The following is a 20,926-nucleotide window of genomic DNA, read 5'->3' as shown; positions in this document are numbered from 1 at the left end:
TGAACTTTTTCAAGATATTGCCGCTTAACTCACGTTAAAAATAAGATAATTTTTGCAGAGTTGCAAACAAAAAAGTATCAAATTGTATTTAACTGATTTTAAGAATAAAAAGCCAAGTTTTTTCCCCTAATAAATTGCTCTTTTCTATGAAAAGTCGCTAAAAAAAACTATTATTGCAAAAGGCTGATTGTTTTGTAATTAGTTACCCCTTAAAAATTCTGTTTTCACAAAATAATTTAAAAATTGGCTTGCAAAATATTTTTGAATAAACACTTTTTACACTTACAATATCGCAAAAATCTAAAAAACTATGAATACCAACGACAAACGCTGGCAACAAAGATTTAATAACTTTGTGAAAGCGTTTCATAAACTGCAAGAAGCAGTACTAAAAGCAGAGGAGTATCTAAAAACTGATAATCAAAAAATTAAAGATGATGATTTTCTAGAAAACATCATAAAGGAAGGGCTTATCCAACGCTTTGAATATACACACGAGTTAGCGTGGAATGTGATGAAAGATTTTTTCAAAGAGGCAGGAAATACTAATATTTTTGGCTCAAAAGATGCCACCCGAGAAGCTTTTGCCGCAGGGCTTATTATCAATGGTGAAGTTTGGATGGATATGATTATCAGCCGAAATAAAACTTCACACACTTACAACGAGGATACTGCTGAGGAGATATTTTTTAGAATAGTCCAGCAGTACTATCCCGAATTTTTACAGTTCAAAAAACGTATGGAGGAAATATCAGCTATGCACAAAAAAGAAGCACAATGAACTACGGACTAAAAACAGAAACCATTCTTGCCATTCAACAAGTGCTTGCCAAACATCGAGAAGTAGAAAAAGCTATTCTCTATGGTTCAAGGGCAAAAGGGAACTATCGTTTGGGCTCCGATATAGACCTCACCCTGTTAGGCGATAAACTTTCTTTCCATATTCTTCAAACCATAGAAAATGAATTGGACGATTTGCTTTTACCCTACAAAATAGATATTTCTTTATACAAGCAAATAAAAAATCCTGACCTGCTCAAACACATTGACAACGTAGGAATAGTGTTTTATGAGCCAAATGCTCTTTGAGTACAACTACTACTCATCTTAACTTTCTACAACAATTTTAGAAAAAACAAAATGCCTGATAGCAAATAACTTATCAGGCATTTATTTCTGTGGAGCATATCGGAGTCGAACCGATGACCTCTACAATGCCATTGTAGCGCTCTAGCCAGCTGAGCTAATGCCCCAAGAATTGAGGTTGCAAATGTAGCAAGAAAAAAATTGCTTTGCAAATTTTTTGCAAAAATTTATTTCAATGTTCAGGATTTTGTATTATTGCAAAAAGTAGCTTATGCAATGGAAAATATACATTGAGCAGTTCAGAAGTTATTTGAAATTGGAGCGTGGCTTTTCAGAAAATTCCATTGAAGCCTATCTGCGAGATATAAGTAAGTTCCAAGACTTTGCCTTGGGAAAAGACTGGCAAAATCCTGAAAAAATCAGCACGCAACAAATTCAGACATTTATTTTGTATCTTAATGAATTAGGAATAGCCGAAACTTCGCAAGCACGTATTCTTTCGGGTATCAAGGCTTTTTACAAATTTCTTTTTGCCGAAGAGGCTATTTCCACAGACCCCGCCTACCTGATAGAAGCCCCCAAACTCAGACGAAAATTACCCGATACGCTGGAATATCACGAAATTGAAGCCCTTTTAGAAGCCATTGACCACTCCACACCCGAAGGTACTCGCAATCGTGCTATGTTAGAGGTTTTGTATAGTTGCGGCTTGCGAGTAAGCGAACTCATAGACCTTAAAATTTCTAACTTGTATTTTGATATAGAATTTATTAAAGTAGTAGGCAAAGGTAATAAAGAGCGTTTTGTTCCCATTGGCAGTGAAGCTATGAAATATACGCAAATTTATGTAGAACATATCCGCAGACACCTGAATATTGCCAAAGGACACGAAAATTACGTTTTTCTCAATAGAAGGGGTAAAAAACTCACACGCGTATATGTGTTTATGGTTATCAAGGAACTGGCTCAAAAAATTGGTCTGAAAAAAAATATCAGTCCGCATACGTTTCGGCATAGTTGTGCTACTCATCTCTTGGAAGGTGGTGCCGATTTGCGAACCATTCAAGAAATTCTCGGACACGAATCCATCACTACCACCGAAATTTATACGCATTTGGATAAAGACTACCTTCGTCAAACCATTCTGCAATATCACCCCCGAAGCTAAAAAATGCGGTGCTTTTCATAGCACCGCACCATTTGCTAAAATCCGTCTTTATCGTCTTTCTTTTTATCTTTTTTCTTTTCATCTTTGGGATCTTCATCGGTAGGCTCTTCTTCCTCCTCCTCTTCTCCTTTTTTCTTTTTGCCTTTTTTCTCTTTTTTAGGTTTCTCTTCTTTGGGCTTTTCGTCTTTAGGTTTCTTTTCGTCTTTGGGCTTATCTTTGTCTTTTTTCTCGTCCTTTTTCTCCTCTTTCTTTTCGTCTTTTTTCTCGTCTTTATTGTCCTTTTTCTCCTCTTTTTTAGGTTCAGGTTTAGTTTCTGTTTTTTCTATGGGTTCATCAGTGATTTCTTCCTCGTCCTCGTTTTGTTGCTTTTTCTTTTTAGATTTTTTCTCTTTTTTGGGTTTTTCCTCTTTTGGAGGTTCAGTATTTTCCTCATTTTCTTCTTCTACTTCTTGCTTTTTCTTTTTAGATTTTTTCTTAGACTTTTTGTCTGTTTCTTCCTCTACCTCTTCTTTTTGCTTACGCTCTACATCAGGAACAGCACCAAATTTTTTGTCCAAATAATATTGCTTAAAGCGTCTTTTGAATGTTTCTAAGGCTATATCATCAGCAAGTTCATAACCTAATTCTTTATCAGATTTCGCTTTTTTGCCCCGCTCAAAAGCACTATTCACTTTGGGTATAGAACAATCGCCAGAAAGCGTATTTTGCGTAAGTGAAAGGAAAATCCATTGCTCGGGAGTAAGTTCTAAATAAAGGTTGATAATATCGCCGTCCTCTAACTTCTGAATTTCCATAAAGCCATCTACCATAGCATTGACGTCTTTATCCAAAATATTTGCCAAGCCAATTTTGCCAACACTATAAAAGCTATTTGTGGTATCCGACCATTTCAGATTTACTTGCGAAAGCACCAAACCTTTACCCAAGACTTTCTTATCGGCTTGCAAAAGTGGGTGATATTTAGTTCTTGCCTGATTTTCATATTTTTTGGCTTTATCGTTTCCAACAATTTCAGCAAGGCGACTCATCAGAGAGGCATCATCAGAACTATAGGCTTGGTCGCCAGCAGAGCCGTCCATTTTGGCATACTTGAACAAATCGGCAACTCCCGAAAGCGGTGATTTGGCTTTGGAAAGGTCAAAAGCAAACATTTGTGTAAATTCGTACTCATCTTTTTTGAGATTTACCTTTGCCGAACCCGCCGAAAGCACAAATTTTTGTAGTTTTTCATCAACGAGCTTAAACTTACCCTGCATATCCAAGATGCCTTTTTCGTCATCAAGTGTAAGCAACGTACCCTCATAGCTTTCTTTTTCCAAGCGAGCTTTATCAGTGATTTTGAATTCATTGAGTTCGGGGGTATAAGTAAAAACACCTTTGGCAAGATACATATCGCTATCATTATCTCCCTTCTTGCCTGAAAGAAAAGTAGTATAGAGCTTTCCATTTTCTTCATAGGTGTAGTGCAAGCCCGTAGTAATTAAGTCAGCTTCAGAAGAGGTTTTTTCGTCCAATTCTACATACACATCACCCGCATCGCGTTGGTAGGGTATCCAGTAGTTGCCATATTTCTTGCTTTGCAACTGAATTTGAATGAAGCCATCTAAAATTAAATCTTTTTTGTAGGCAAGCATTTCTGCCGTACCTTTGAATTTAATACGTGGTTTGATAAAAAAGTTGTCTTCTTCACGTACTTCGCCACGCGACTGGGTATAGCGTTTGGGAATTTGTAAAGTATCTTCGCTCTCTCCTTTTTTCCTTTTACGCTTAACTTTGGTTTTACCTGCTTCAGAGATTTGTTCGCTACCTACCAGTTCAAATCTATCAAATTTGAGCTTGAAAGTATCTTTGGCGGCATTTACGTAGCGGTAAGTCGCATCACCCTCAAAATCTTCTCTATGATTGATTTTAATATTTCCATTGATGAGTGTATGATGAAAGCTAATCGTATCTAAAATAACTGTTGCATTTTTTAGCTCCTGAATAGAAGCCCCTTTTGAAATAGTTACTTTATTTTTATCGGGAATGATACGAGCATCGGCAGAGGAAATATAAGACACCCCTTCAAGGTCTAACACAGGATTGTTAAGGTCTTTCATATCGTATTTACCCTTAGAGGCTTTGAGCAAAAGGTCTTTGTTGGGTGCGTTTTCCTCTTCTTCGTAGTGAGTGGAACGGAAAGTAGTATTTTCATCTCCTACCATAGTTACCTCTTTTTTACCTACATTCCAAGTAACCTCACGGATAGAAGTTTTGAATTGAGCATAAGGGAAGCCGATAAATTCGTAATTGGGGTCTTGTTGGGCTATAGTGGGGTTATTGCTAATTTTACAGATGTTATTTTTCAAATCAAAATCCACAAATACCGCATTGGCATCAATAATAGGTTTGTAAATATCGTTTTGCTCTTTGGCAAAAGGGTCTATTTCGGTAGAATAAACCTTGAAATCTACGATATTTTCAGGATTTTGCAAAGTGTAAATCCTTTGAGGCGAAATAGAAGCCCCTTTGGGAGCAAGCATAAAGAAATCTTTACGTCTAAATTCTCCAATAGCCCATAGTGTTTCGGGAGTAAGAGCTAATGTTCCTTTCAAACTGGCGGGATTTTTCTCATCAAAAATACGTGCCAACTTATCGGGAGCGGTACGAAGTGTAAGACTATCTATTTTCAAAGTATCTTTCCCTGCAAAGCGAGAAGTGTACCAAGTGAGTTTCATATCTTCGCCCACTGCCTCGGGATAGAAAGTATTTTTTACCTTTTGTTGCTTTACTGCAATATTTGCTTTTGCTGTAACAACCGAATCGGGTGTAAATAAAAAGTAAGGAGCTTTTACGCTGTAGCTATGATTTTTAATTTCCAGTTTCTTACCTGTGGCAACGAGTCCCGTTTTATACATTACGATAGAGTCAGCGGTAAGTTCAGCCTGGGTATGATAAAGTTTAAGAGGTTTTTTGAGTTTATGCACAAATCCCAAAGCGTAACGAGATTCTACCCCTGTATATTTGGGGTCGTAGATAGGTACAAGCACTTCTTTGATAGGTGGAAACATATTAGAGTGGAAAGTACCTTCAAATTTGGGCATTTTGGTAGTAAGGCTATCTAGCTCCACATTCGGAATTTCAAAATAGGCTTGATGCTTGTGATAAGCATACTTTTGACGATAGAAAGCATCAAAATAAATTTTTCCTCCTGTGGCAATTTTTAGTTTGGGATAGGCTTCATATACTTCGCCTTTCTTCCCGCCGGGAATTTGTCCTTTTTTTAGCCCCGAAATATTATTAGGGTGCGAAATAAGCAAATCTCCTGCATTGAATTTAATTTCTCCTCCGAGTTCGTGTTTTATATCAGGGTTTTTGGGATCTGGCACAATGAAAACCACACTATCCAAGGTTTCCATTGTAAGTTTGAACTCATCATAAGGAAGCATAAAATTTTTTCCAATAAACTTGAAATTTCCTACCGTAACCTCTCCTTCTTCCATAAAAAAGTTACTTGCTCCATAGATTTTTACTTCCTTATTTTTGGGTATAAAATACACATTTAGTTTTTTGCTGATAGCGAATTTATCCACTCCTCTAATGACCATACCACCACCATCAGGCAATACAGAGGCATTCGGCATAGCAGGACCTTTTTTCCGTTCCGACATTGAAAAAAGCCCTTCTAATTCCCAAAGAAAAAATTTATCAGGATTAAGTTTATTCAATTCCAACTCTTCGGTAAGAGCAACTTTCTTGACTTCCTCAAACTTATCTATTCTGAAAGTATCGGTAAGCGTAATAAGCGTATCTTGTGGGAACTGGGGGTTTTCGCTGGCAGTAGTATCAGGCTTAGGTCGAAAAACTCGCTTGGTAATAAGAATATTTTTGCCCACTAATTTTTTGTATAAAATTCTACCATTGGTAAAATGAAATTTAGTAGTGTCCTTCAAAACGCTATCTTTGCTGGCATCACGGGGCGAAATGGACTGAATGAGCATATCGTCAAAATCCTTATTAGCATAAGGCTCCATATACTTCGGCAATTTTTTCTTAGGATTTTTTTCCAAAAAATCCATAGCTCGCTTGTACTCATAGGCATCAATGGTATGGGTTGTTCTATTAAGAACCGCCACCCTACCTGTATATTCATCATAATCTACATAGCCTTCCCTTGCCAGCCTTGTAAGTACCCGCTTGATAACATCTAATTTGATATTGGTAAAAGAGTTATTTTTGGCTTTTTTCTTATCCAAATTTTCTTCAGATTCCATTGCAAAAGCTCCCTCAATATTGAACTCGCGAACTCCTTGCGAGTTATTTGTCCCATACTTTTTTGCATAATAATCTACCATTCGCAAAGGGTGAAAGCTATATTCGGCTCGTAGTTCTTCGTAGCGATCTTCATCATAATATTTGAAAGATTCAAATAAAGCGGGAACTTTATCTTTGGCTCCTGTAATGTAAAAATCTATGGTATTTTTAACGGGGTTATAGAGTGCCAAATCAGCGATAATGTACATTTTATGATATTCATCAATAAAGGGAATATCATCATTGACTTTGTCTTTGTAAAGTTTGAAAACACCCACAGGCGTACTATCTCCAGCTATTTTTACTTTGTTATAGCTTAAAGAAACGTTACTGTGAGTAAGCGAATCTTCGCCACTTACATAATAACCAAAAGAAACACTTTTGGAATAAATTCGGTCTTCACCCAAGTAAAACTGTTTGGAATTGGCGTGAAACTTAACTTGCCCATCTTTATACACCAATAGCCTACAAACGGGGCGGCTTGTAGGAGAGTATCCATATAGCTTAAAGCCTTCCAATTTCATTCCACCCAAGTATTGCATATTTTCCCCAATATTAGTTAGGTCGGCTTTATCATCATAAGAAACAAACTTGGGGTAGCGAATCGACTGGTTTTTCTTGCGTTGTTCGCTAAAAAACTCAAACCTACCCACTTCAGGCGTTTTGAGTTTGGTAGGATAAGTAAGAGTAACATTATCAGCATCAAAATGCAAGTCGCTTACTTGGTGGCTGTAACGACTAAAATCAGCATAAATTTGAGCACGGGCAATACTACCCAAAGCCACAGAATCTACATTGCCTTTATTATACAAACTTTCCCAAGAGAAACGTCCCCCATCGCCTACAATATGATTGTTTTCAAAAAGAAAAGCTAATTTAGTCTGATTGATACTTACCGAGTCGTATGGCGAAACAAGATAGAGGTTCGTTTTAGGAAAAAGCACCACAGGACCCGCTACAAGTGGGTGCGGATAGGGTTTAATATTACCCAAAGAATCTGGTTCGGGCTGAGCTTCTTGCCAACCCTGAAACCAAGCGTGTTGTTTGCGAAGTACAGAATCGGCATAGACTATCTCAAAACCGCCATCTACGTACAAACGATGCATTTTAGAAAAATGCAACGCTTTGTAAGTAAGTAAGCTATGCAATGAGCTGGCAAAATTAAAAATCTGCCCCGAATTGGTTTTAGTAAAATACTTTTCTGCAACCGAAAGTATGTTATCTATCTGCGAGCTACTCACGGTTTGATTATCAAGTCCGTTTTCTAATGCCGAAAGAAATGTTTTTACGTGAGTACCTATGCCTCCCCCTTTGCTTACGATTATTTTTACTAAGTTGATGATTTTTTCTTGCTGTGAAGCCGTAAAACTCCCCCTTGTCCAAGTAGAACGAAACTGCTCTGCAAATTTTTCTTGACGAGCCAAACGAAGTTCTTTATCTAATTGAGCAATAAACTCATCAGGATTTGCTGAGAAGCGTTGGGCAATACTTGGCAAAACCCACATCAACACCCAAAAAAGACATAAAAACTTTTTCATAGAATATTTTGGTAAATCAGCGTAGTTAGTTCATTGAATATTTGTAATTATTTACGTTCAAAAAGTTCATTATTTGAAGTTTAAGCCTTTAAGGGCTTTAACTTTCATTTTTTATCTGAAATCTATTTTCTAAAATCTTGTTTCCTGCTTCTTGTTTCCTATTTCTCTGCTGCAAATTATACCTCAAAATTTGAATATTTTCGCCTCAAACCTTTTCAAATACTGCCGAAACCCACTTATTTCTGTTTTTTTCTTTGACAAATTGCAGATTATTTTCCTTGCATTTTTGCTGAATATCTGCTAAATCTTCTTCGTAAAAGCCACTCAAAAGCAGAAAACCACCTATTTTCAGGAGTTGGCTGTAAGCAGGTATATCGGCAAGCAAAACGTTTTTATTGATATTTGCCAGCAATATATCAAAACGCTTTTGGGTATCAACTGCCGAAATATCACCCTGATAAACAACTATTTCTGAACAATCGTTAAGTAAAATATTTTCACGGCTATTTTCTACTGCCCATTCGTCTGTATCGAAGGCTTCTATGTAGCTTGCTCCTAAAAATTTTGCCATTATTGCCAAAATACCTGTACCTGTACCTGCGTCCAAAACGGCTTTCCCCTGATGATTGATTTCTAACTGATTTTCTATCATTAGGCTGGTAGTAGCGTGATGCCCTGTACCAAAAGACATTTTAGGCGTAATGATAATTTCGTATTCAAAATCTTGGGATTTAGGCTCGTGGAAAATGGCTCGGATACGCACCTTATCTGCTATTTCCACAGGCTCATAGTTTTTCTCCCAAGTTTCATTCCAATTTATCTTTTCCAGTTTTGAAAAAGTATAGCGAAATGGATAAACCTTCGCATATTCAATTTGTAGCATCTTGATAGCCTCTTCATCAAAATTTTCAGCCAAGATGTACGCTTTCAGGGTGTCTTGCTCTTCCATAAAAGAGTCGTAGCCCAAATCGGCAAGTTCTGCAATAAAAATTTCAAAGGCTTCAGGATTTGCCTCTACAATAAGTTCTACAAACACTGCTTTTTTTCAAATTATTTCCAAAGGTAAGATTTTTTCTTGAATTTCCCAAAAACCCCTCAAAACCTTTTGTAAAATTTAGTTCTATTTTCATAAAAAAAATGGCAACTTTGATAAAGTCTATTGATTGCTTTGGAAATCTTGAAGCTACTTTTGAAAAAAAACCAAATTGTATGAAAAAACTTCTGACAATCTTTGCTATTGTAGTATTCGCTCATAGTGTTTGGGCTCAAAATGAAGATTATGAAATCGCCACTGACCGCCCTACGGTGAGTTTTTCGGCGGCAACCACTCCCAAAAACATATTCATCATAGAAAGCGGGTATTTCAGAAGCACCAACCAAGTCGCCCCTTTCAGAGTTAATACGCATTTGCCTAATCTTTTTTTACGTTACGGGCTTACCAATAAGTTGGAACTGCGTTTGGGGCAGGAAGTTGAAATTAGCCGTTTTTTTGAAAACAACGAACTAAAAGCCCGAAACACTTTTTGGCAACCAATGCACCTTGGCATAAAATATCGGCTCAATAATTTGGAAAACACTAAATTTTCAATGAGTGCTATGTGGGTAAGCCGTATTCCTATCCCCAACTCTCTGGAAAATATTACCCAAAGGCACTATGCCAAACTTCTAATGCAATACAATTTTTCACAAGATTTTTACGCTTTTTCTAATCTTGGCTTAGACCTTCATCGTAATTTCAATAACGAAAACGAACTGCTATGGGCTTATACTTTGGGGGTAGGCAGAAAAGTAAGCCAAGGGGTGTATAGTTTTGTAGAATATTATGGCTCATCTTTGTTTCCTATCAATAACGATAACCACACACACGGCTTGAATGTGGGTTCTATGTATATCTTTGATAACCGTTATCAGTTTGATGTACTCGCAGGAATGAGTTTTGATAAACCTTTCCGAGATTTTTATTACTTCACGTTGGGCTTTTCCACCTACCTAAAATTCAAGAAAGAGTAAGCCTCAAGAGCAAATCTTTCGTAAATTTCTTACAAAAAATTTGACTACTCGCCCAAAATTCTATTATTTTGGGCAAGTAAAATATTTTTACCTAAAAATAAACCCCCAAAGCAATGCTACCTATCATTTTACTTTCAGTTTTTGGCATAGTGAATTTGTTTTTAGGCTTTCTGAAAAATCGTCAGGTGCTTTTTGGTGCGGCGGTTTTGTTTGCGGTGCTTACTTTTGTAGCCACCTTTACCGAATGGAATACCCCTTTGGACTTGGGCAAAGTCATCAACAATGCAATGATGACTACCTCGCCAAGTGCTGTGCTTTTTTCACTTATCTTGCTTCTTACTGCCTCACTGATTATTCCTCTCTCACAGCATTATATTCAAAACAAAGAAGCCCAACCCGCAGAGTATTATGCTCTTATGCTTTTTTCTTTGGTGGGTGCTATAATGATGGTAAGTTATGAAAACCTACTTATGCTCTTTGTAGGAATTGAAATTGTTTCTATCATAATGTATGTGCTGGCGGGTTCGGAAAAGCGTAATTTGCGTTCCAACGAAGCGGCAATGAAATATTTTTTGCAAGGAGCATTTGCCACAGGCATTTTTCTGTTTGGCGTTGCAATGCTTTATGGAGCTTCGGGTGGTTTTTCACTTGCCGAATTGCAAAAATACACACAAAGCAATGCCAATCTTTCACCGATGCTTTATTTGGGTTTAATGCTAGTGCTGGTGGGAATGTTTTTTAAGGTTTCTATTGCTCCTTTCCATTTCTGGACTGCCGATGTGTATGAAGGCTCGCCCACACTTTTTACCGCTTTTATGGCTACTATTGTAAAAACAGCAGGTTTTGCGGCTATTTACAAACTACTCTCATCAGCTTTTGTGCCTACGTATAGTTATTGGCAAATTAGCTTTGTTATTTTGGCAGGGCTTACAATGCTCATTGCCAATATTACCGCCGCCAATCAGCAGAGTTTTAAGCGAATGATGGCTTTTTCAAGTGTTTCTCACGCAGGATATTTGCTCCTTGCCGTTACGGCTTTCAATGAGAGAAGTTTATCGGCTATTATTTTTTATTCTTTGGCTTATTCTTTGGCTACGGTTTCTGCCTTTGGAGTGCTTTTATTGGTTTCTGAAAAAACTCACAACGAGGAATACACAAGTTTCAATGGCTTGGCTAAAACCAATCCTTTTTTAGCATTGGTAATGACTATCGCTATGCTTTCGCTGGCAGGCATACCTCTTACAGCAGGTTTCTTTGGCAAGTTATGGGTATTTGTGAGTGCTTATGAGAGAGGTTTGTACGAAATTATGGTACTTGCGGCACTGATGTCGGCAGTAGGTTTATATTATTATTTCCGCGTAATTATTGCAATGTATCTGAAAGAACCACATAACCGCGAGGGAGTTGTAAAAATTGAAGTATCTACCCCATACATTGTTGTATTCTTGGTTACTACCCTGCTGACTGTACTTTTAGGACTTTTCCCAAATTGGGTTTTGGGATTGATGTAATAAAAATTACAAATGAGTCCTTGGCTTGAACTAAGTATAGAGTATGCTAATCAAAGGGCTTATCTTGATGATTTATTTCAGGTGTATCCTACTATTCCCGAAGGAATTAGAACAATACGCCAAGATATTTGGCAAAATGTAGAAATAGCATTCAATCAACAAGATAATATTCGTTTAATCAGAGAACTTCTGAAGCTGGATTTATTCCCAATCAAAGATAGCTATGTAGCTTTCCTGAAAAGAGATACTTCTGCCATAGAAAGAAATCCTAAAACTATCAATCGTATTTGTGGCAGATTATATGAAATGGGGCTTGATAAAATTTTTGAAAAATGCTCTGAACCCAAAGAAACTAATAGACAAATCGGACCGCTTTTCCGAAGATGGCTAAACAAAAAATCATTGGGCATAGAGCCTATTCCTTTTGAATCTTTTATCAGTTCAGACAAAGATGCTATTTTAGACGGGAGCGACCAAGAACTAAAACTATTTGTCAAAGAAATCTGTAATTATGAACACTATAAAGGGCTTGATTTTGTAGCTCGTTTCAATAAAAAATACATTATTGGCGAAGCTAAATTCCTGACAGATTTTGGAGGACACCAAAACGCTCAATTTGAAGACGCTGTTAGAATATTGGGAGTAACTTCTGATAAGGTCATTACCATTGCTATCCTTGATGGAGTAGTGTATATCAAAGGTGAAAACAAGCTCTATCAAAGTATTTGCAATAAATACAAAAATGAAAACATAATGAGTGCCTTGTTGTTAAGGGAATTTTTGTATCAAGTTTGAATATTTATTCGTATTTTTGCGTAAAATCTTTGATAATGTTTATAGAATATTTTGGCAAAAAAACAGAAAAAGAAATCTACCAAAAAATCAGTGATAGTAACTTCATTAAACAAAATGATATAAATAGCCCTAATAAACTGATTTGGGGTGAGTGTGCTATAGCCTTAAAGCATCTTATAGAAAAACAAAATTTAGCAGGTAAAATAGATTTAATATACATAGACCCTCCTTTTGCTACCAATAATAAGTTCATCTTTTCTGAAAAAAGAGCTAATAGCATTAGTTTTGAAAAAAATGGACAACTCGCTTACGCTGATACGCTAACAGGAACCGAATTTTTGGAGTTTTTGAGAGAAAGATTATTTCTGCTGAAAAATCTGCTTTCTGAAAAAGGTTCTATTTACTTACATATAGATTACAAAATCGGACACTATGTGAAAATTATTATGGACGAAATTTTTGGAGCAAAAAATTTTAGAAACGACATAGCACGTATCAAATGTAATCCTAAAAATTTTGCAAGAAAAGCTTATGGAAATATCAAAGATATGGTTTTGTTTTATTCAAAAGGGGCTAATCCTATTTGGAATGAACCTAAATTACCTTACAGCGAAGAGGATAAAACAAAACTTTTTCCTAAAATAGACAAAAACGGCAGAAGATACACAACAATTCCCTTACACGCACCTGGCGAAACGCTGAATGGAAAAACTGCTTTGAGTTTCAAGGGAATTTTACCTCCCAAAGGAAGACACTGGCGTACAGATGTTGCTACTTTGGAGCTATGGGATAGCCAAGGGCTAATTGAGTGGTCGGAAAAAGGTAACCCCCGAAAAAAAATATATTTAGATGAACAAGAGGGCAAAAGAGTTCAGGATATATGGGATTTCAAAGACCCACAATACCCTACTTACCCTACGGAAAAAAATGCTGATATGCTCAATTTAATTATTCAAACCTCATCAAATCCTCAAAGCTATGTATTAGATTGTTTTTGTGGTTCGGGGACAACACTTGTATCAGCACATCTATTAGAAAGAAATTGGATAGGTATTGACCAATCGGAGCAAGCTATCCAAATTTGCACACAAAAATTAAATAATATCGCTGATAGTATATTTTCTACCAAACCATTCTACGAAAAAATTAAATGCCAGCAAATATCATAAACATCATTTTACTGAATAAATTTGTATCGTGAAAACCTACTTACGCATATTTACAATCGTTAGCTCAATACAGAAGTTTATTGTTGTATTTCTTGTTACCTCGCTTTTAGCATCGCTGTTTGGGCTTATCAATTTTACAATGATTATACCTGTTTTGGAAATACTTTTCCAAAACAAACCCCAAGCTATCGGGCAAATTCCTGCATTTGAGTTTTCTGTTGAGTATTTTGTGCAAACTTTTCAGTATTGGCAAGCGAAAATTTATTACGAAGAAGGAGCAGTTAGTTTGCTATGGAAAGTGTGTTTGTTTGTGGTTACTTCGGTATTTTTTGCAAATTTATTCAAGTATCTAACTATCAGAGTTTTAGAAAAATTAAAAGCTCGTTTGGTTGGAAAGATTCGTCAAGAAGTTTTTGAGAAAACCCTTGAACTGCATTTAGGCTACTTCACCGAACAGCGAAAAGGTAATATCCTTTCGCGTATGACCTCCGATGTAGCAGAAGTGGAATTTATCCTAACTACCTCTTTCAAAGCCTTATTCCGAGAACCTATCCTACTGATTTTGTACTTTGTTGCCCTTTTTTACATTTCTCCTTCGCTCACACTTTTTGTATTGATTTACATTCCACTTACAGGTGGTTTTGTTGCCTTGCTTGTCAATAAACTTCGCAAGCAATCCAAGCAAGTACAAGAAACGATTGGCACGGTTTTGAGCATAATGGACGAAACTTTCAGTGGTATTCGGATTGTCAAGGCTTTCAATGCCGAAAAATTTGTAAAACAAAAGTTCAAAGTAGAAAATGAAAAATATACCTACTTGGTAAAAAGCATTGGCTACAAAAGAGAGCTATCCTCACCTTTTTCCGAGTTTATGGGGGTGGCTTTGGTAATTGGTGTAGTGCTTTATGGAGGAAATTTAATTTTGCAAGGCGATAAATCGCTTACTGCGTCCCAATTTTTTGGCTTTTTAGGAATATTATCGCAAGTTACACAGCCTATCAAAGAAATTATCACAATGTTTAGCCACATTCAAAGAGGTGTAGCTTCTGCTGAAAGAATTTTTGAACTGATTGATATAAAACCTGAAATTCAGGATAAACCCAATGCGAAAACCTTACCCGCTTTCAACGAAAAAATCACTTTTGAAAATGTAAGTTTTGCTTATCGGAACGAGCAGTGGGTACTCAAAAATATTAGTTTCACTATTCCCAAAGGAAAAATGATAGCCCTTGTAGGAGCTTCGGGTAGTGGAAAATCTACTATCGCCGACTTGCTTTGCCGTTTTTATGAAGTACAAAAAGGCAGAATTTTAATTGATGGCTACGACATCAAAGAAATCACTATGCACTCGCTTCGCAAACAAATGGGCATTGTAAGCCAAGAAGCAATACTATTCAACGATACAGTATTCAATAACATCGCTTTTGGTACAGAAGCTACAATGGAAGAAGTGATACAAGCGGCAAAAATTGCTCACGCCCACGAATTTATTGAAAAACTCCCACAAGGCTATCATACCAATATTGGCGAAAGAGGCTCTCAACTTTCAGGTGGGCAACGTCAGCGAATAAGCATTGCAAGAGCCGTATTGAAAAACCCCGCTATCCTGATTTTAGATGAAGCAACTTCGGCTCTAGATAATGAATCCGAAAAAATTGTGCAAGAAGCTCTCAACGAACTGATGCGGGAGCGAACCTCTTTGGTAATTGCCCATAGGCTTAGCACTATCCAGAAAGCTGACGAAATTTTGGTATTGGATAAAGGCGAAATTATAGAAAGAGGCACGCACCAAGAGCTTATCAGCACGCCGCAGAGCCTCTATGCCAAATTGTACCGAAATGCCGAAATTATTGAAGATTATACGCCAACCGCTGAAACTAAAATTATTTGATGATGATTTACGATTGCTTTGCCTTTTTTAATGAGCTAGAACTATTAGAAATTCGTCTGAATGAACTCAATGACGTAGTAGATAAGTTTGTTCTTGTAGAAGCTACGCGTACTTTCCAAAAGCAACCCAAGCCTTTATATTTCCAAGAAAATAAACACCTTTTTAAGGATTTTGAGCATAAGATTATTCACATTGTTGTTGATAAATATCCCACTTTTTGGAAAAAATTTAGAGTACCTACCCCTTGGGACTATGACGACCACCAAAAAGAGCATATCTTGTTAGGGCTACAAAACTGCAAAGATGATGATGTTATCATTGTTTCAGATTTAGACGAAATACCCCGAGCCGAAAAAGTAAAAGAATATGCCTACACCGAAGGCATCAAAGTTTTTCGGCAGTATTTTGCCTGCTATTTCCTGAATAATATTTGCAAAAAAATAAACGATTACGAAGGAAAAGCCAAAGCCCAAATCAACGAAAATGGCTTTGGTTGGTGGCAAGGCAGTGTAATGCTTTCGTACAAAGATTTGAAAAGCAAAACGAAAACCATTGAAAAAACTCGCTTGCAACGCGATTTAGCAGAGCCGCAAGTAAAAATAATTCATCAAGGCGGCTGGCATTTTAGCTATATGGGAGGAATGGAACGTATTATTAAAAAGTTGGAATCACTTGCTCACCCCGAATTTAATAACGATTTTTACAAAAACGAGCAAAAAGTAAAAGAACTAATTTTATCAGGCAAATCACTATTTAGCGAAAATGAGTTTTTTGAAAGAGTTGATATTTTTAATACCGAGATACCTTTTCCTAAATACGTCAAAGAGAATTTAAATAAATTTAAGCATCTAATATTTTGATTTATGAATAAAGGGGCTATTCGTTTTTTTAGAAAGCTAAAAGCTAAAAAGTATAATCCCCAAAACATTTGTGAAGTGGGGGTATATTACCCAGAGGAGTCTAATGTGATGGATTTTATCAAAGAGGGTATTTCTACAACTCTTATTGAAGCCGACCCTGAATATGCCTCTAAAATCAGAAGTTTTTTTGCTGGATACCCCAACGTTAAAATTATTGAAACCGCTATTTTTGACTTCAACGGCACAATAGAACTCTGCAAAAGAGAGGCTTCTACATTTGTAAGTGTTCTGGACAAAAGCCCCGCCATTGTGAATGATAATTGCCAAAAGGAACAAACTTCTACGGTTGTCGTAAAATGTGTTACTTTCAATGAAATAGAAAAAGGTGATTTTGATTTGATTAGCATTGATATTGAAGGAGCAGAATGGTATGTTATCAAACATATGGTTAGCAGACCGAATATCCTTTCCGTTGAAACCCACGGAAAATACTATACCAATCCCAACATCAAGCAAATTTTACATTGGGCAAAAACCAATAATTACGTGGAGTGGTATAAGGACGATAGCGATACTATTTTTGTCAAAAAAGATGTTTTTAAAATCAGTTTATTTGAAAAGTTGCAATTATTATTGAAAAAAATACAGCTTTTTCTTATCAAACTCAAAAAACCTATAAAAAAACTATTCAAAGGTTAAACCTCACTTTCTCCAAGCCCAAAGCATTTCTTTTAGTATTTTCGTTTGAAAGCCAACGCTTTGCAGAAAATTTGCTAATGCTTCCTTATTTTCATTTTTGTCGTTTCTGTAATGAGTTTCCATTAGCAAGCAAGAAATTCTATTGAAATACTCTTGGGGAGTATGATACAAAATTTCGTATTCAGCACCTTCGCAGTCTAATTTAAGCAAATCAATTTTAGAAAGCCCAAAATCTTGAAAAATTTGAGGCAAAGAAATCATTTCAACCTCCAAACAATCTTGATTATTTTTATCAAAATCTGCGTAAATGCTCGAAACAGGTGTAAGCCCTTTGGATTTTTGGAAAAACAGCGATATTGTTCCATTACCTTTACCTACCGCTTTGCAAATAACTTCCCAATTCAAAAAAGCATTTTGTTTTTGATTTTTTGAAAGCAATTCAAAATTAGTAGGTAAAGGTTCAAAAGAAATAACACGAGCTTTCGGAAAATGACTAAAAAAGAAAGTTGCCGCATAACCTGCATTCGCTCCAATATCTACCACAACAGGCGATTCTGTTGAGATATGTTGTTTGATAAAAGCTATATCATATACATCTTCCATATAAATCTCCTTAAATGTCGGCAAAATCTCCTCTATAATCCAAAAATCTACTCCCCCTCTTCCCTTTATGAGAAAAAACTTGTCAGGGTTATTCTTTATGGCAAAATACTTGTGCCAATTCTTTACATTTTTCAAGAGATTGTAATAGCGTTTTAGCATAAAAGTTAATATTTGTTTTTCAAAATGTTTTTATACACTTGCAGAGTTTTTTCGGCGGTGTTAAAATATTTCTATTTTCTTTTCCTTTAAGCTATTCTCAATTTCTTTTACCACATTTCTAATGCTTTTTTTCCTGTGTTTTTGTAAAGATCTTTTAACTTTTCTAATCTCTTTTAGAGAACTGATAAAAAGGGCAAACCCACGAATAAAATATTTGTCAAAAACAAGACACTTCAAAACAAAGTAGGCAATTAGTTTTGTACAATAAATTAACAAGTCAAACTTTTCAAAATGCAAATAATGTAAAATAAATTTATTTCGTTTGGTTATTATTTTAACTTTTTCAGAAGGTTCTTTCTTTATGGTAGAGGAAGCCAAATGCCTACAAACAGCTTGAGGTTCAAAATAAATCTTATATCCTGCTCGCCAAGCCGTAATGCCTAAATCAAGGTCTTCTCCATAGTAAGGACTAAAAAGTTCATTAAAACCACCTAGTTCTATTAGCTTTTTTCGGTCAGCAAGCATATTAGCCCCCGACGCAAAAAAAGAATACATTTTTTCCACTTTCTCACCTTTAATGGAATAATTTTTAGTTCCTTTAATACTCCAAAAAGACATATCAGGATATTTGGCAGAGTCTTGCAAATCGTCATTTTCCCAAGCAATGACTTTCCCCATTACAGCAAAAGTATCAGAATATTCAAAATAACGAAATAAAGGCAGAAAATATCCCTCTTCCAATCTAATATCAGTATTCATTGCAAAAATGAGGTCTTTTGTTGCCTTGAAAATTCCTGAATTGATGTTAGAAGCAAAGCCCACATTTTTATTATTCTGAACAATAATAATATCAGGGAATTTTTTTTCTAAAAAATCAATGGAATTATCTTTTGAAGCATCGTCTGCTACAATAATTTCAAAATCAGTTACAAAAGAACTTTCAAGTGCTTTGTATAGGTATGGTAAATTTTGAGCAAGTAGATTTACTCCATTGTAGTTGGGTATTACTACCGATAAACTAAAAGCCATATATCAAGCTAAAAATTGATTATTTTCAAAATGTTAGAAAAAAGTAACCAAAACCAAATTTTTTGTAATTTTCTTGTCTTGTATTACTTTTGCAGAATTGAGTAAGCAAAAATATGAAGAATTTGGTTTATCTGTTATCTTGGGTGATAGTTTTTGTATTTGTGAGTTGCTCTTCTCATCAAGAAAAGCCTTCGCTTCAAAAACCTGTAAAAATTATCCGTGATATTGATGACACCGAAGAAATCAATTACGATACCCTCGCAGTACTTTCTTCCTCCCCCGAAACAGCTCTGCTGGATAGTATGGCTTGGGATTTTATACGTCAGTGGGAAATTAAGGGAATGAGTATAGCCATTTCTTACTACGGCAAGCTCGTGTATGCCAAAGGTTTTGGTTGGGCAGATGAAGAACGAAAAATTCCTGTAAAGCCGCACCATCTTTTTCGCATTGCAAGTGCCTCCAAGCTCATCACTACCGTAGGCATTATGCACCTTGTAGAGCAAGGCAAGTTCAACTTGGATAGCAAAGTATTCGGGAAAAACGGCATTTTGAAGCGTTACAACACTTGGATTGCCGATACCACTATGTATGGCATCACTATCAGGCACTTGCTTACTCATACCGCAGGCTGGTGGAACTATCTCCGTACCGACCCAATGTTTGTGCCTGTACAAATTGCTCAAATTATGAAAACTCCTTCTCCGCCCCCCTTTGATAGCGTAATGCGTTTTATGCTATCGCAAAAAAAGGTTTTCCCGCCCGGCTCTTTTTACGACTACTCTAATTTTGGCTATGCTTTGCTTGGAAAAATCATTGAAGAGGTTTCGGGAAAAGATTATGAAACTTTTATGCGAGAAGTTGTTTTAGCTAAAATGCAAATCAGGCGTATGCGTATCGGTAGAAGTAGGTACAAAGAGCGTTTTCCTCACGAAGTCAGGTACTATGTTGCGACAAATACCCCCAAAAATCTTTCTATTTATGCCCCACACGATTCAGCTTCAAGAGCCTATGAAGGTACTTATATTCAGGGTTTGGGAGCCGCTGGGGGCTGGATAGCCAGTTCAGTAGATATGTTACGCTTTTTGAGCTACATTGATGCTTGGGAAAATCCCAAAGACTTTTTAACTGCTAAAAGCATTGCCGAAATGACACTCCAAACTACCGATAGCTTGCAAATACAAAAGGCTTTGGGTTGGAAGCAAATCACACCCGAAAAATGGTGGCGTACAGGCAACCTTGCCAGCACCAATATTTCACTTACTCGCCGTAGCGATGGCTTTGCTTGGGTGGTAATCACGAATACAGGTTCTTGGCGAGCCTCCTTTTTCCCTTACGAAATAGAAGGCTTTATGACAAGAGCCTTACAAAAAGTAAAGTTCAAAGAGTTGGATTTGTTCAAATTCATCAAATAACCCTCACAAAAACGGATTATGCTTTTTTTCAAAACCAATGGTAGTAGGCTCGCCGTGTCCTGTGAAAATGGTAGTATCATCAGGCAAAGCAAACATTACCTTGCGTATAGCGTTTATTAGGGTTTGATGGTTACCGCCGGGCAAATCTGTTCTGCCAATGCTATTTCTAAAAAGTACATCTCCATTGATGCAAAATCCCTGCTCGGCATTGTAAAAAACTACGTGCCCAGGCGAATGTCCGGGTGTGAAAAGCACCTGCAAAGCTGAATTACCAAATTCTACTACATCATTTTCTTTCAGATATACATCTGTGCGAGTGCTTTCTATGCGAGCAATGCCAAACATACGAGCCGAAGCCTCCAAAATGCCTAAATTAAAATCCTCGTTTTCGTGAGCGTAAGCCTTTACATTGTAAGTCTGCTTGACAAACTCATTACCAAAAACGTGGTCTAAGTGGCAGTGCGTATTCAATAATTTGACAATCTTTAAGTTCTTTTCAGCAATAAAATCTTGTAATGCTTTTCTTTCGGCATTGTTGTAGCAACCGGGGTCAATAATAACAGCCTCTTGCGTATTATCGTACAAAACATAGGTATTTTCAGCAAAAGGACTAAACACAAAACTGACAATTTGTATCATTGGATATCAAAATTAGAAATTAAAAAGTTTTTTCCTTTGATGTAAAACACAAAGGCGAGCCAAA

General features: G+C 36.5%; 16 protein-coding genes and 1 tRNA gene. 11 read left to right on the top strand and 6 right to left on the bottom strand.

Features of this window, described 5'->3' with window-relative positions; all coding sequences use genetic code 11:
• Positions 1–310 precede the first annotated feature (310 nt).
• Positions 311–781, top strand: coding sequence for a nucleotidyltransferase substrate binding protein (locus tag ACWITO_RS13635; protein WP_448530543.1), 471 nt, complete (start codon positions 311–313; stop codon positions 779–781).
• The gene (locus ACWITO_RS13630; protein WP_448530542.1) at positions 778–1,089 is read left to right on the top strand and encodes a nucleotidyltransferase domain-containing protein; all 312 of its coding nucleotides are present in this window, start codon (positions 778–780) and stop codon (positions 1,087–1,089) included. The genes ACWITO_RS13635 and ACWITO_RS13630 overlap by 4 nt, the downstream gene beginning before the upstream one ends.
• A gap of 90 nt (positions 1,090–1,179) precedes the next feature.
• On the opposite strand, the gene ACWITO_RS13625 is transcribed toward ACWITO_RS13630, so the two are convergent.
• Positions 1,180–1,253 (bottom strand) — tRNA-Ala (locus tag ACWITO_RS13625).
• 104 nt (positions 1,254–1,357) lie between these two features.
• Here ACWITO_RS13625 and xerD point away from each other — a divergent pair.
• The gene (gene xerD / locus ACWITO_RS13620; protein ID WP_448530541.1) at positions 1,358–2,254 is read left to right on the top strand and encodes a site-specific tyrosine recombinase XerD; all 897 of its coding nucleotides are present in this window, start codon (positions 1,358–1,360) and stop codon (positions 2,252–2,254) included.
• 35 nt (positions 2,255–2,289) lie between these two features.
• Here xerD and ACWITO_RS13615 read toward each other — a convergent pair whose 3' ends face one another.
• Positions 2,290–8,085: a hypothetical protein gene (locus ACWITO_RS13615; protein WP_448530540.1), complete on the bottom strand. Its 5,796-nt coding sequence runs from the start codon at positions 8,083–8,085 to the stop codon at positions 2,290–2,292.
• Between the two features lie 205 nt (positions 8,086–8,290).
• Positions 8,291–9,121 carry a 50S ribosomal protein L11 methyltransferase gene (gene prmA, locus ACWITO_RS13610; protein ID WP_448530539.1) on the bottom strand — a complete coding sequence of 277 codons (831 nt, stop codon included), beginning with the start codon at positions 9,119–9,121 and terminating at the stop codon, positions 8,291–8,293.
• A 173-nt stretch (positions 9,122–9,294) separates the two neighbouring features.
• On the opposite strand from prmA, the gene ACWITO_RS13605 reads away from it, so the two are divergent.
• The 7 genes from ACWITO_RS13605 (at position 9,295) to ACWITO_RS13575 (ending at position 17,020) form a co-directional block, all read left to right on the top strand.
• Positions 9,295–10,095: a hypothetical protein gene (locus tag ACWITO_RS13605; protein ID WP_448530538.1), complete on the top strand. Its 801-nt coding sequence runs from the start codon at positions 9,295–9,297 to the stop codon at positions 10,093–10,095.
• A gap of 113 nt (positions 10,096–10,208) precedes the next feature.
• Positions 10,209–11,606 carry an NADH-quinone oxidoreductase subunit N gene (locus ACWITO_RS13600; protein WP_448530537.1) on the top strand — a complete coding sequence of 466 codons (1,398 nt, stop codon included), beginning with the start codon at positions 10,209–10,211 and terminating at the stop codon, positions 11,604–11,606.
• A gap of 12 nt (positions 11,607–11,618) precedes the next feature.
• Positions 11,619–12,401 carry a hypothetical protein gene (locus tag ACWITO_RS13595; protein WP_448530536.1) on the top strand — a complete coding sequence of 261 codons (783 nt, stop codon included), beginning with the start codon at positions 11,619–11,621 and terminating at the stop codon, positions 12,399–12,401.
• A 35-nt stretch (positions 12,402–12,436) separates the two neighbouring features.
• On the top strand, positions 12,437–13,570 hold the full coding sequence (locus ACWITO_RS13590; protein WP_448530535.1) for a site-specific DNA-methyltransferase: 1,134 nt from the start codon (positions 12,437–12,439) through the stop codon (positions 13,568–13,570).
• Between the two features lie 28 nt (positions 13,571–13,598).
• Entirely contained in the window at positions 13,599–15,461 is a 1,863-nt protein-coding gene (locus ACWITO_RS13585) for an ABC transporter ATP-binding protein (RefSeq protein WP_448530534.1), read from the top strand.
• A gap of 2 nt (positions 15,462–15,463) precedes the next feature.
• Complete coding sequence (locus ACWITO_RS13580) at positions 15,464–16,321, top strand: hypothetical protein (protein WP_448530533.1); 858 nt, start codon at positions 15,464–15,466, stop codon at positions 16,319–16,321.
• A 3-nt stretch (positions 16,322–16,324) separates the two neighbouring features.
• Complete coding sequence (locus ACWITO_RS13575; RefSeq protein ID WP_448530532.1) at positions 16,325–17,020, top strand: FkbM family methyltransferase; 696 nt, start codon at positions 16,325–16,327, stop codon at positions 17,018–17,020.
• Positions 17,021–17,023: 3 nt separating this feature from the next.
• Here the strand turns inward: ACWITO_RS13575 and ACWITO_RS13570 are convergent, their stop codons facing one another.
• Both ACWITO_RS13570 and ACWITO_RS13565 read right to left on the bottom strand, forming a co-directional pair.
• On the bottom strand, positions 17,024–17,782 hold the full coding sequence (locus tag ACWITO_RS13570) for an FkbM family methyltransferase (RefSeq protein WP_448530531.1): 759 nt from the start codon (positions 17,780–17,782) through the stop codon (positions 17,024–17,026).
• A gap of 60 nt (positions 17,783–17,842) precedes the next feature.
• The gene (locus ACWITO_RS13565) at positions 17,843–18,811 is read right to left on the bottom strand and encodes a glycosyltransferase family 2 protein (protein WP_448530530.1); all 969 of its coding nucleotides are present in this window, start codon (positions 18,809–18,811) and stop codon (positions 17,843–17,845) included.
• Positions 18,812–18,924: 113 nt separating this feature from the next.
• Here ACWITO_RS13565 and ACWITO_RS13560 point away from each other — a divergent pair, with 113 nt between their 5' ends.
• A complete protein-coding gene (locus tag ACWITO_RS13560; RefSeq protein WP_448530529.1) occupies positions 18,925–20,223 on the top strand; it encodes a serine hydrolase domain-containing protein in 1,299 nt (432 codons plus the stop codon).
• A 3-nt stretch (positions 20,224–20,226) separates the two neighbouring features.
• Here ACWITO_RS13560 and ACWITO_RS13555 read toward each other — a convergent pair whose 3' ends face one another.
• Positions 20,227–20,862: an MBL fold metallo-hydrolase gene (locus tag ACWITO_RS13555; RefSeq protein ID WP_448530528.1), complete on the bottom strand. Its 636-nt coding sequence runs from the start codon at positions 20,860–20,862 to the stop codon at positions 20,227–20,229.
• Positions 20,863–20,926: the final 64 nt, after the last annotated feature.

Source organism: Raineya sp., assembly GCF_053497555.1.
Note: the sequence above shows the minus strand (reverse complement) of the source record. Positions and strands in the feature narration are given on the sequence as shown.